The organism is Enterobacter sp. Acro-832 (assembly GCF_011752745.1).
Classification (GTDB): Bacteria; Pseudomonadota; Gammaproteobacteria; order Enterobacterales; family Enterobacteriaceae; genus Enterobacter; species Enterobacter quasiroggenkampii.
In genome coordinates this window covers 119460-132548 of the sequence record NZ_VWWX01000002.1, presented here as the reverse complement: position 1 = coordinate 132548, position 13089 = coordinate 119460, and the positions used below count along the sequence as shown (strand labels likewise).

Annotated in this window: 10 protein-coding genes; 6 read left to right on the top strand and 4 right to left on the bottom strand. The window is 53.6% G+C overall.

Annotated features, from left to right (window positions below; translation table 11 throughout):
- Window positions 1-217: 217 nt before the first annotated feature.
- Window positions 218-664, top strand: a complete 447-nt coding sequence (gene fur / locus F3J31_RS07075) for a ferric iron uptake transcriptional regulator (protein WP_014169146.1) — start codon at window positions 218-220, stop codon at window positions 662-664.
- 91 nt (window positions 665-755) lie between these two features.
- Here fur and chiQ read toward each other — a convergent pair whose 3' ends face one another.
- The 4 genes from chiQ to nagE form a co-directional block, all read right to left on the bottom strand.
- The gene (gene chiQ / locus F3J31_RS07070; protein WP_045909866.1) at window positions 756-1082 is read right to left on the bottom strand and encodes a ChiQ/YbfN family lipoprotein; all 327 of its coding nucleotides are present in this window, start codon (window positions 1080-1082) and stop codon (window positions 756-758) included.
- Between the two features lie 47 nt (window positions 1083-1129).
- Window positions 1130-2527 carry a chitoporin gene (gene chiP / locus F3J31_RS07065; RefSeq protein WP_023293022.1) on the bottom strand — a complete coding sequence of 466 codons (1398 nt, stop codon included), beginning with the start codon at window positions 2525-2527 and terminating at the stop codon, window positions 1130-1132.
- 446 nt (window positions 2528-2973) lie between these two features.
- On the bottom strand, window positions 2974-4641 hold the full coding sequence (gene glnS / locus F3J31_RS07060; protein WP_045909581.1) for a glutamine--tRNA ligase: 1668 nt from the start codon (window positions 4639-4641) through the stop codon (window positions 2974-2976).
- Between the two features lie 169 nt (window positions 4642-4810).
- Window positions 4811-6763: a PTS N-acetyl glucosamine transporter subunit IIABC gene (gene nagE / locus F3J31_RS07055; RefSeq protein WP_167212188.1), complete on the bottom strand. Its 1953-nt coding sequence runs from the start codon at window positions 6761-6763 to the stop codon at window positions 4811-4813.
- A gap of 327 nt (window positions 6764-7090) precedes the next feature.
- Here nagE and nagB point away from each other — a divergent pair, with 327 nt between their 5' ends.
- From nagB to asnB, 5 genes are all read left to right on the top strand, one after another.
- Window positions 7091-7891, top strand: a complete 801-nt coding sequence (gene nagB / locus F3J31_RS07050) for a glucosamine-6-phosphate deaminase (protein WP_008501061.1) — start codon at window positions 7091-7093, stop codon at window positions 7889-7891.
- Between the two features lie 55 nt (window positions 7892-7946).
- On the top strand, window positions 7947-9095 hold the full coding sequence (gene nagA / locus F3J31_RS07045) for an N-acetylglucosamine-6-phosphate deacetylase (protein WP_167212185.1): 1149 nt from the start codon (window positions 7947-7949) through the stop codon (window positions 9093-9095).
- Window positions 9096-9103: 8 nt separating this feature from the next.
- Window positions 9104-10324: an N-acetylglucosamine repressor gene (locus F3J31_RS07040; protein WP_021242995.1), complete on the top strand. Its 1221-nt coding sequence runs from the start codon at window positions 9104-9106 to the stop codon at window positions 10322-10324.
- 46 nt (window positions 10325-10370) lie between these two features.
- Entirely contained in the window at window positions 10371-11123 is a 753-nt protein-coding gene (nagD, locus tag F3J31_RS07035; RefSeq protein ID WP_008501057.1) for a ribonucleotide monophosphatase NagD, read from the top strand.
- 249 nt (window positions 11124-11372) lie between these two features.
- Window positions 11373-13037: an asparagine synthase B gene (gene asnB, locus F3J31_RS07030; RefSeq protein ID WP_021242994.1), complete on the top strand. Its 1665-nt coding sequence runs from the start codon at window positions 11373-11375 to the stop codon at window positions 13035-13037.
- Window positions 13038-13089: the final 52 nt, after the last annotated feature.

Here is a 13089-nt window from a genome sequence, read left to right as displayed (position 1 = left end):
AACTTTTTCGCCCAGACCTGTACAATGTCTCCCTGATAAAATGTGGTTTTCCATCGAGCAAGTTTGTTGGTGATACCCCATTTTTATAAGCATATTTTGCCTGAGACTTGCAGTTTTCATTTAGCCATGGCAGTTCTATAATGAGACGCATTATCCCAGGTGCATTTTCTGTCACTTCCTACAGAAGTGAATCGTTTAGCAACAGGACAGATTCCGCATGACTGACAACAATACCGCATTAAAGAAGGCTGGCCTGAAAGTTACGCTTCCTCGGTTAAAAATCCTCGAAGTGCTTCAGGGTCCAGACAATCACCATGTCAGTGCGGAAGACCTTTATAAACGTCTTATCGACATGGGTGAAGAGATTGGGCTGGCTACCGTCTATCGCGTGCTGAACCAGTTTGATGACGCGGGCATTGTCACCCGTCATAATTTCGAAGGCGGTAAATCTGTCTTCGAACTGACCCAGCAGCAGCACCACGATCACCTGATCTGCCTCGACTGTGGCAAGGTCATTGAATTTAGCGATGATTCCATCGAAGCGCGCCAGCGTGAAATCGCCGCGCGTCACGGTATCCGCCTCACCAACCACAGCCTGTACCTTTACGGTCACTGCGCTGAAGGCGACTGCCGTGAAGATGACCACGCGCACGACGCAAAATAAGCGAGTATTCATACTCTGAGCCAGCCGCAAGGTTGGCTTTTTTTTGCCAGAAAAAAGCCCGGTGGCGCAGCGCCACCGGGCGTAAAGCAACTTATTTATTGTTATTGCGTATCTCGTTCCAGATCTTGTCGCAACGCTTCGCCACTTCCTGATCGTTACCGGTTTTACGCGCCTGGATACAGGCCTGGTAATCCATCACCCGGACATTTTCCTGCGTCGCAAACTGCTCGTGCGCTTTTTCTTTCTTCAGCACATTCAGCACGCTCTGGCAGGCTTCAATTTTCTCCGGCGAGCCTTCCGCAGTATTAATACAGGCGCTGTAGGCCTCCCTGAGACGGGAGTCCTCTTTCGGTGCCTGAGTCTGGGCACACGCCACCAGCCCCGATGCCAACAGCGCGACGATTACGATTTTTTTCATCATATGCAGTCTCCGGTCCGGCAGGAGCTGACCCGCCGGACGATTCATCAGAAGATGGTGAACGGTGCGATAACCATGAATTTCACATCACGTTCATCCTGGAAGATGTTGCCGTAACCGCCCGCGTAGCTCGGGATATCGGAGTGGTTGTCGTACTGGGTGAAGTGCAGTTTGAACATCGTGCCTTTCGCGCGGCCATCCTGCAGGGTATAGATTGCATCCAGGCTGTAGGAAGACTCTTTCAGGCGATAGTTTGGATCGTAGTAAGCATCCGGTGTTGCCATGTCGGCAGGTTTTGCATCCCAGGCGTAAGCGTAAGACGCGCCCACCGCCCAGCCAGGCAGGTTCCAGTTTTTCAGATCGTACATTGCGCCGAAGAAGACCGCTTTCTCACCGTCGGCGTTGAAGTCGGAGCGGTTATCCCACCAGATATCAAGACGACCGTTGGAGGAGGCGTAGGTCGGGGTCATACGCTGCAGGAAGTAGCCCTGCTGCCCTTCCGCTTTCACCCATGTGCCTTCCAGACGCAAATCAACCTGACCGACCTTGTAGCCAAAGGTGAGCGCCTGCAGCCACGCGGTGCCGTCGTAGATATCGTTGACACCACCGTTACTGACTTTGTCGCGCGTACCGTAGAACTGGTAGCTGGTACTCAACGGGCTACCCGCGATATCGAACTTATAGCTGGCCTTGGCAAAATATTGATCGATATACCCTTGCGCCTGGCCAAATGCCGCTTCGAGAACCAGATCGTTTTTGAAGTCGTATTTCGCCCCCAGCGAGTGGAGGTAATCGACCTTGGTTTTCTTGTCGTTCTGGTAGAACTTGTCCATCTCAATGTGCCACGGTGCTTTGTACTCGTTGGTCCACATATAGGAGAAGCTCAGCGCACCCGCATCGCCGTAGTCAAAGTTAGCCCCTGCTTCCGCCCCCTGATAGGTACCCGGCATAAAGCTCCAGTGTGGGGCTAACAGCGTCTGGCCAGTTGGCTGAATATACCCCCCACGCGCCCAGACCGGGCCGTATTTGAATTTCGCTGCGGCTTTGTAAAGGCTAATACCGCTCTTATCCCCGGACCAGTCTTCATCATAGGCTTTGTTGCTGGAGGAGAAGGCGATTTCGTTCGGGTGGCCGCTGTCGCCGTTTTCCGCCATTTCGATCGCGGTGAACGCGGCAATATCCAAACCGAACATATCCGCGGCGTAGCCTGACTGGAAGTCCAGGTTGGCGTTCCAGGTGGAGTGCGAGAGGTTGGTTTTATATTTATCCTCAGTGACGTCTTTACGGTCACGCTCACGCTGCCAGTAATAAATACCGCCCGTGAGGGTAGAATCTTCGATGAAACCCGCTGCTTTTGCCTCTGGCGCAATCACCAGCCCCGACATTGCTGTCACACCGGCAATAGCCAGCGCCAGCGCACTACGTTTGCCACTGAACGTACGCATAGATTATTCCTCTTTGACGAATTAAAACGCCTGAAACGGCGTAAATAAAAAAGACCAAATGGTCAGGGGTAGTTTTAAATACCCTCGAATTAACTACCGTCTTTAGGTTATTTTTCGCGACGCGAATTATCAATGCTTTTCAGCGGGCAAAAGTCAGGATTATGACGAAGTGCACATAATTGGTAGTGCTTTGTTACATTTACAGGAAGGCGAGGAATGACGGGTAATTCTCAGGTTTTTCAGTGGCCAGGCGTGAGATTGCGCTCCTTTTTTATCACCTTTTTAATTTTGGCAATGACACAAACTTTTTTTTAAAAAATAAGTAGCACCTCATTGACCTGTTATTTTCAGAACGCCTCTTTAGTCCCTGGCTTAATACTCTGATCGTTAAATAAAAAAACGCCACATAATGCGGCGTTTGTCTCTCATTGACCAGAGCAGGAATATTATTCGCCGATCTTCGTCCAGGTATCACGCAGGCCTACGGTACGGTTAAATACCGGTTTTTCCGCCGTGCTGTAACGGCTGTCCAGGCAGAAGTAACCTTCACGTTCGAACTGGAACGCTTTGCCCGCTTCAGCCGCTTTCAGGGACGGCTCCGCATAACCCTGCTTAATCACCAGCGATTCCGGGTTGATGGTCGCCAGGAAGTCTTCCGCCGCACCTGGGTTAGGCACGCTGAACAGACGATCGTAAAGGCGGATCTCGACCGGCAGCGCGTGGGTTGCGCTCACCCAGTGGATAACGCCCTTCACCTTGCGGCCATCCGCCGGATCTTTACTCAGCGTCTCAGCGTCATAAGAACAGAAGATGGTGGTGATATTCCCTTCCGCATCTTTTTCAACGCGCTCGGCTTTGATGACGTAAGCATTACGCAGACGCACTTCTTTACCCAGCACCAGACGCTTGTACTGCTTGTTGGCTTCTTCACGGAAGTCAGCGCGGTCAATCCAGATCTCGCCGCTGAACGGCACGTCACGGCTTCCCATTTCCGGTTTGTTCGGATGGTTAGGCATGGAGACCAGTTCACTCTCGCCCTGCGGATAGTTCTCGATGACCAGTTTTACCGGATCGATAACGGCCATCGCGCGCGGGGCGTTTTCGTTGAGATCTTCGCGAATGCAGGATTCCAGCGAGGCCATCTCAATGGTGTTGTCCTGCTTGGTCACGCCGATACGCTTGCAGAATTCACGGATTGACGCCGCGGTGTAACCACGACGGCGCAGACCGGAGATGGTCGGCATACGCGGGTCATCCCAGCCTTCAACGTGCTTGTCGGTCACCAGCAGGTTCAGCTTACGCTTGGACATCACGGTGTATTCCAGATTCAGACGAGAGAACTCGTACTGGCGCGGATGCACCGGAATGGTGATGTTATCCAGCACCCAGTCGTACAGACGACGGTTATCCTGGAACTCCAGCGTACACAGCGAGTGGGTGATGCCTTCCAGCGCATCGCTAATGCAGTGGGTGAAGTCGTACATCGGGTAGATGCACCACTTGTTGCCAGTCTGGTGGTGTTCAGCGAACTTAATACGATACAGCACCGGATCGCGCATCACGATGAACGGCGATGCCATGTCAATTTTGGCACGCAGGCAGGCTTTGCCTTCTTCGAAACCACCGGCACGCATTTTTTCAAACAGCGCCAGGTTCTCTTCCACGCTGCGATCGCGGAACGGGCTGTTTTTGCCCGGCGCGGTCAGCGTGCCGCGGTACTCACGGATCTCATCTGCAGACAGTTCGTCAACATACGCCAGACCTTTGTTGATAAGCTCTACCGCGTAGGCATACAGCTGATCAAAGTAGTCAGAGGAGTAGCAGATATCGCCAGACCAGTTGAAGCCCAGCCATTGCACGTCATTCTTGATGGACTCAACGTATTCGATGTCTTCTTTTACTGGGTTGGTGTCATCGAAACGCAGGTTGCACTGTCCCTGGTAGTCTTGTGCAATACCAAAGTTCAGGCAGATGGACTTCGCATGCCCGATATGCAGGTAGCCGTTCGGCTCCGGCGGGAAACGGGTATGAATTGTGGTGTGCTTACCACTGGCCAGATCTTCATCGATGATCTGACGAATAAAGTTACTCGGGCGGGCTTCAGCCTCACTCATCGTGGATTCCTCAAAGCGTAAACAACGTATAACGGCATATGATCTTATAAGCCGGACGTAGTGACAACCCTTAAAACGTCTCTGAAGAAAATAATGGGGGCTTTTGCTGCAAAAAAAAGCGGCGGAGGATATCCCCCGCCGCTTAAGGCATGACTCTACTCAGGAGCGATTACTTGCCTTTAATCTCGTACAGCGGGGTTTGACCCGCAACAACCTGACCTTTCGCCTGGATGACCAGACCGCTGAAGTCGTCGATGTTGCTGCAAACCACCGGGCTAATCATGGAACGCGCGTTGGCATTCAGGAAGTCCAGATCCATTTCCAGAATCGGCTGCCCGGCCACCACTTCAGCGCCCTCTTCCACCAGGCGAGTAAAGCCCTGACCATTCAGCGCAACGGTATCGATACCCATGTGGACAACGATCTCCGCGCCCTTTTCGGTTTCGAGGCAGAACGCGTGGTTGGTGTTGAAGATTTTCACGATGGTACCGGCAGCAGGAGACACCACGGTTTTATCCGTTGGTTTCACCGCCACACCGTCACCGACCGCTTTGCTGGCGAACGCTTCATCAGGGACCTGCTCAAGGTCAACCACGTCACCCGTTACCGGAGAGACCAGCGCGACCACCGTCACGGCGTTAGGCACGGCCTGCGGCTTCGCTACCGGGGCAGCCGTCGACGCAGGTGCGCTGTCGGTTGATGCCGCCGCGACCGGTCCACGGGCAACCACTTTCTTCATTTCGTCACCGATGGATTCCGCTTTGGCGCCCACGATAACCTGGATAGTTTGTTTGTTCAGTTTAACCACGCCCGATGCACCAAGGCGTTTACACATTGCGTCGCTGACGCGCGCAGAGTCACCCACCGTCAGACGCAGACGGGTGATGCAGGCGTCAATGGCTTTCAGGTTGTCAGTCCCCCCGACGGCAGCAATATAGCTGGTCGCCAGCTGAGTCAGACCCTCTTCGGTATTGCTGTTGGCTTCGTTGGTGACTACTTCGTCTTTGGTGTCCTCGCGGCCCGGCGTTTTGAGGTTAAACATACGAATAACCGCAGTGAACAGCACGAAGTAGATGACGAAGAAGACCAGACCCATTACCACCAGCATCCAGACGTTCTTGCTTGCCGCCGGCAGGTTGTACATCAACACGTAGTCGATCGCGCCTGCAGAGAAGGAGAAGCCAGCATGGATACCCAGCAGGGTCGCCACAAACAGGCTGATACCGGTAAGTACCGCATGCATGAGGTACAGCACCGGCGCCAGGAACATGAACAGGAATTCCAGCGGCTCGGTTACGCCGGTCAGGAACGCGGTAATCGCAACGGACAGCAGCATGCCGCCAACCATTGGGCGACGCGCTTTTGGCGCAGCCAGGTACATTGCCAGCGCAGCGCCCGGCAGACCAAACATCATGATTGGGAAGAAGCCAGACATGAACATGCCTGCGGTGCCGTCACCCGCGTAGAAGCGGTTGATGTCGCCGTGGAATACGGTGCCCGCAGCATTGGTGAACTCACCAATCTGGAACCATGCGATAGTGTTCAGCACCTGATGCAGACCGGTTGGGATCAGCAGACGGTTGATAAAACCAAAGATACCTGAGCCCACTGCACCCGCTGAAACAATCCACTCACCGCCCGCATGGATCGCATGCTGTACCGGTGGCCAGACGTAGCCAAAGATAGCGGCCAGAACCAGACAGAAGAAGCCCGTCGCGATCGGCACGAAACGTTTGCCGCCAAAGAAACTCAGGAAGTCTGGCAGCTTAATGTTTGCCCAGCGGTTGTACACAGCACCACCGACCAGACCGGTAATGATACCTGCCAGCACGCCCATGTTGATTTCTGGGTTAATCGTTACCATCGCTTTCGTCAGGATGAAATAACCGACTGCCCCTGCCAGCGCTGCAGCACCCGCGCTGTCTTTTGACCAGCTTGAGGCAACACCGATGGCGAAAATCAGCGCCAGGTTGTCAAAAATAGCACCGCCAGCCTGAGCAATAAACGGTACGTTAAGAAGATCGGGTTGCCCGAATCGCAGCAGCAATGCTGCAACCGGTAGCACGGCGATAGGGAGCTGCAAAGCCCTACCGAGGCGCTGGAAAAAACCTAAAATATTCATCCTATTCCCCCTACGAGACCCGTTTTTCAGGCTCGCGCATAAACTATGTTTTTATTGTGTCACGAACGATAGATACCGTTGATAATTCACTGGCAGTCTGAGTGTGTGAAAAATTAATTCGTATCGCAAATTAAACACCTATTTTTTGTGATTTTTGTCACCAAATATCGTATTCAGCCCTCCCTTACACTGGCTAACAGCGAAAACTTATTTTATCATTCAAAAAATCAAGACGGATTGATCCGGCCTGAAAGTTTCCAGGTTACGCTTTAGTATCAGGTTCCGAAGCCATCCGCCCACTCTTCTACTTAAACTTTGAGGTGAACAATGAGACTGATTCCCCTGGCAACTGCTGAACAAGTCGGTAAATGGGCCGCTCGCCATATCGTAAACCGCATTAACGCGTTCAAGCCGACCGCCGATCGTCCTTTCGTTCTTGGCCTTCCAACCGGCGGCACGCCGCTGACCGCCTACAAGGCGCTGGTTGAGATGCATAAAGCAGGCCAGGTTAGCTTCAAACATGTTGTGACCTTCAATATGGATGAATACGTTGGCTTACCGAAAGACCATCCGGAAAGCTACCATAGCTTTATGCACCGCAATTTCTTTGATCACGTTGATATCCCTGCTGAAAATATTAACCTGCTGAATGGAAACGCGCCGGATATTGACGCAGAATGCCGTCAGTATGAAGAAAAAATCCGTTCCTACGGTAAAATCCATCTGTTCATGGGTGGCGTAGGTAATGACGGTCATATCGCGTTTAACGAACCGGCGTCCTCTCTGGCTTCTCGTACCCGTATTAAAACGCTGACCCATGACACGCGCGTGGCAAACTCCCGCTTCTTTGACGGTGACGTTAACCAGGTTCCAAAATACGCCCTGACCGTAGGCGTAGGCACCCTGCTGGATGCCGAAGAAGTGATGATTCTGGTGCTGGGCGGCGTGAAAGCGCAGGCGCTCCAGGCTGCTGTTGAAGGCAATGTTAACCATATGTGGACCATCAGCTGTCTGCAGCTGCATCCTAAATCCGTCATCGTCTGCGACGAGCCGTCCACGATGGAGCTGAAGGTTAAGACGCTGAAATACTTCAACGAGTTAGAAGCCGAGAACATCAAAGGTCTGTAATTGAATAACCGCCTCTTTCTCAAGAGGCGGCCGCTTTTTTTAACCGGGGGTCGTTATGTACGCTTTAACCCACGGTCGGATTTATACCGGCCATGAAATTCTGGATGACCACGCGATTGTTATCGCGAATGGCCTGATTGAACGTGTTTGCCCGCTGGCAGAACTGCCGCCGGAGATTGAACAGCGCTCACTCAATGGAGCAGTAATCTCCCCCGGTTTCATCGACGTACAGCTCAACGGCTGCGGCGGTGTGCAATTCAATGATACCGCCGATGCGGTAACGGTCGAAACGCTGGAGATCATGCAGAAAGCCAACGAGAAATCGGGCTGCACCAGCTATCTGCCGACGCTCATCACCAGCAGTGATGACCTGATGAAGCAGGGTATCCGCGTGATGCGCGAATATCTGGCCAAACACCCGAATCAGGCGCTCGGTCTGCACCTTGAAGGGCCATGGCTGAACATGGTCAAGAAAGGAACGCATAACCCGGATTACGTGCGTAAGCCCGATGCGGAGCTGGTTGACTACATGTGTGCCAACGCCGATGTGATCACCAAAGTGACGCTGGCACCGGAAATGACCGGCACGGACGTCATCAGCAAGCTGGCCGCTGCCGGAATTGTGGTTTCAGCAGGCCACTCAAACGCCACGCTGAAAGAAGCGAAAGCCGGTTTCCGCGCGGGCATTACCTTCGCGACGCACCTGTATAACGCCATGCCGTATATCACGGGGCGTGAACCGGGTCTGGTCGGGGCGATTCTGGATGAGCCAGACGTCTACTGCGGCATTATCGCGGACGGCTTACACGTCGATTACACCAACATTCGCAATGCCAAGCGGCTGAAAGGTGACAAGCTTTGCCTGGTGACGGACGCTACCGCGCCGGCAGGTGCAAATATTGAGCAGTTCATTTTTGCCGGTAAAACAATATACTACCGCAATGGACTGTGTGTGGATGAAAACGGTACGCTGAGCGGTTCCTCTTTGACCATGATTGAAGGGGTACGTAACCTGGTTGAGCACTGCGGGATTGCGCTTGAGGAAGTCCTGCGCATGGCAACCCTTTATCCGGCCCGCGCAATCGGCGTGGATAAACAGCTCGGCGGAATTGCACCAGGTATGGTTGCAAACCTGACGGTATTCACACACGATTATAAAATTATTAAGACCATCGTTAATGGTAACGAGGTCGTCACTGAGTAAGTAAAAGTATGACACCTGGCGGACAAGCTCAAATCGGTAATGTCGATCTCGTTAAACAACTTAACAGTGCGGCGGTGTATCGCCTGATTGACCAACACGGACCCATCTCGCGGATTCAGATAGCCGAACAAAGCCAGCTTGCTCCCGCCAGCGTGACAAAAATTACCCGCCAGCTCATTGAGCGCGGTCTGATCAAAGAAGTCGATCAGCAGGCCTCCACCGGGGGCCGCCGCGCCATCTCTATTATTACCGAAACCCGCAATTTCCAGGCGATTGGCGTCCGGCTCGGCCGTCATGACACCACGCTCACGCTGTACGATCTGAGCAGCAAAGCCATTGCGGAAGAGCATTATCCCCTTCCGGAGCGCACCCAGGAGACGCTGGAGCATGCGCTGCTGAATACTATCGCGCAGTTTATTGAAAGCTGTCAGCGCAAGATCCGCGAACTCATCGCCATCTCGGTGATACTGCCCGGTCTGGTCGACCCGGAAAGCGGCGTGATCCGCTATATGCCGCACATTCAGGTTGAAAACTGGGGGCTGGTCGACGCGCTGGAAAAGCGCTTCAAGGTGACCTGCTTTGTGGGCCATGACATCCGCTCTCTGGCGCTGGCAGAGCACTACTTTGGTGCGAGCCAGGACTGCGAAGACTCTATTCTGGTGCGCGTCCACCGCGGTACGGGTGCAGGCATTATCTCTAACGGCCGAATCTTTATTGGGCGCAACGGTAACGTCGGTGAGATCGGCCACATTCAGGTTGAGCCCCTCGGGGAGCGCTGCCACTGCGGCAACTTTGGCTGTCTTGAAACCATCGCCGCCAACACGGCCATCGAGCAGCGCGTTCGCCATCTGCTTGAACAGGGTTATCAAAGCCGCGTCACGCTGGACGACTGCAAGATAGGCACCATCTGCAAAGCCGCTAATAAAGGCGACGCGCTGGCCTGTGAAGTGATCGAGCAGGTGGGGCGCCATCTGGGGAAAACCATCGCCATCGCCATTAACCTGTTTAACCCACAAAAAGTGGTGATCGCCGGTGAAATTGTGGAAGCGGAAAAGGTGCTGCTCCCCGCGATTGAAGGCTGTATTAACACCCAGGCGCTGAAAGCATTCCGCCAGAATCTTCCGGTGGTTCGTTCAAAGCTTGACCATCGATCGGCGATTGGCGCGTTCGCGCTGGTCAAACGCGCCATGCTCAACGGAATTCTGCTGCAGCATTTGCTGGAAAGTTGATCGGACCTTATAGTAACGCCTTCTTTTTTTTAATGTCGGACTGTCCATGACCATTAAGAATGTAATTTGTGATATCGACGGCGTGCTGATGCACGACAACGTTGCCGTGCCGGGTGCTGCGGAGTTTCTTCACCGCATCATCGACAAAGGAATGCCTCTGGTTCTTCTCACGAACTACCCTTCTCAGACCGGTCAGGATCTGGCAAACCGCTTTGCCACGGCAGGGGTCGACGTCCCGGACAGCGTGTTTTATACCTCGGCGATGGCCACGGCGGATTTTCTGAAACGTCAGGAAGGAAAAAAAGCCTATGTGGTCGGTGAAGGCGCGCTGATCCATGAGCTGTATAAAGCGGGCTTTACCATCACCGACGTCAACCCGGATTTTGTGATTGTGGGTGAAACGCGCTCCTACAACTGGGAGATGATGCATAAGGCATCCTTCTTTGTGGCTAACGGCGCGCGCTTTATTGCGACCAACCCGGATACCCACGGTCGTGGTTTTTATCCGGCCTGCGGTGCGCTGTGTGCCGGTATCGAGAAGATCTCCGGGCGCAAGCCGTTCTACGTCGGCAAGCCCAGCCCGTGGATCATCCGTGCCGCACTCAACAAGATGCAGGCCCACTCAGAAGAGACCGTGATTGTCGGCGACAACCTGCGCACCGATATTCTTGCCGGTTTCCAGGCAGGTCTGGAGACGATTCTGGTCCTGTCAGGCGTCTCTCAGCTTGATGACATTGACTCAATGCCGTTCCGTCCAAGCTGGATTTACCCCTCCGTCGATGAAATTGACATCATCTGATACCGAACCACGCCTCAGGGCGTGGTTTTTTATTTTCTCGCCTGCAAAACACGTCCACATCTAAAGAAAAAGCACCTTCATTGCATAATCATCAATAAAAGCGCTCTTGGCATACGCATTTTTCACCGATCCGCAACCACCATTGCACTATTTCCGTTTTCACCCGTAAAACGCTTGCGCGCCCTGCCCCTTTGCGGCATTTTCATAAGCAAGCAACATTACAAAGCAACAGGGTTAACGGAGAAGGTTATGTGTTCAATTTTTGGCGTACTGGATATTAAAACTGACGCGGGCGAACTGCGTAAAAAGGCACTCGAACTGTCCCGCCTGATGCGCCATCGCGGACCGGACTGGTCAGGCGTTTACGCCAGTGACAAAGCGATTCTGGCTCACGAACGTCTGTCTATTGTTGACGTCAACGCCGGTGCACAGCCGCTGTATAACGAGAAAAAAACGCACGCGCTGGCTGTCAACGGTGAGATCTACAACCATCAGGCACTGCGCGCCGAGTACGGCGACCGCTACGCGTTCCAGACCGGGTCCGACTGTGAAGTGATCCTGGCGCTGTATCAGGAGAAAGGTCCAGAGTTTCTGGATGACCTGCAGGGTATGTTTGCCTTTGCCCTGTACGACAGCGAAAAAGACGCTTACCTGATTGGCCGTGACCACATCGGTATTATCCCGCTGTACATGGGCCACGATGAACACGGCAACTTCTACGTTGCCTCTGAAATGAAAGCCCTGGTGCCGGTCTGCCGCACCATCAAAGAGTTCCCGGCGGGTAGCTACCTGTGGAGTAAAGACGGCGAGATCCGTCCATACTACCAGCGTGACTGGTTCGATTACGACGCGGTAAAAGACAACGTCACGGACAAAGCCGAGCTGCGTCAGGCGTTGGAAGACTCCGTGAAAAGCCACCTGATGTCAGACGTACCTTACGGCGTACTGCTCTCTGGCGGTCTGGACTCCTCCGTGATCTCCGCAATCACCAAGAAATTCGCGGCCCGTCGCGTGGAAGATCAGGAGCGCTCAGAAGCCTGGTGGCCACAGCTGCACTCCTTTGCCGTGGGCCTGGAAGGCGCGCCGGATCTGAAAGCCGCGCAGGAAGTCGCAAACCACCTTGGCACCGTGCACCATGAAATTCACTTCACCGTGCAGGAAGGCCTGGATGCGATCCGCGATGTGATCTATCACATCGAAACCTATGACGTAACGACCATCCGCGCTTCAACGCCGATGTACCTGATGTCGCGTAAGATCAAGGCGATGGGCATCAAGATGGTGCTCTCCGGTGAAGGTTCTGACGAAGTGTTTGGTGGCTACCTGTACTTCCACAAAGCGCCAAACGCCAAAGAGCTGCACGAAGAGACCGTGCGTAAACTGCAGGCGCTGCATATGTTTGACTGTGCGCGTGCCAACAAAGCGATGTCGGCATGGGGTGTCGAAGCGCGCGTGCCGTTCCTGGATAAGAAATTCCTCGACGTGGCGATGCGCATCAACCCGCAGGACAAGATGTGCGGCAATGGAAAAATGGAAAAACATATCCTGCGTGAATGTTTTGAATCCTACCTGCCAGCGAGCGTGGCATGGCGTCAGAAAGAGCAGTTCTCCGATGGCGTAGGCTACAGCTGGATCGACACCCTGAAAGAGGTGGCGGCGAAACAGGTTTCTGACCAACAACTGGAAACCGCAAGCTTCCGCTTCCCGTACAACACGCCGGGATCGAAAGAAGCGTATCTCTACCGTGAAATCTTTGAAGAATTGTTCCCGGTACCGAGCGCTGCGGAGTGTGTGCCGGGTGGCCCGTCCGTCGCCTGCTCGTCTGCCAAAGCGATCGAATGGGATGAATCGTTCAAATCCATGAACGATCCGTCAGGACGTGCGGTAGGCGTTCACCAGTCAGCCTACAAATAATCGTGTATTTCATCATCAGGCCCTGCGGGGCCTGATTTTTTTTGCCCCGCTT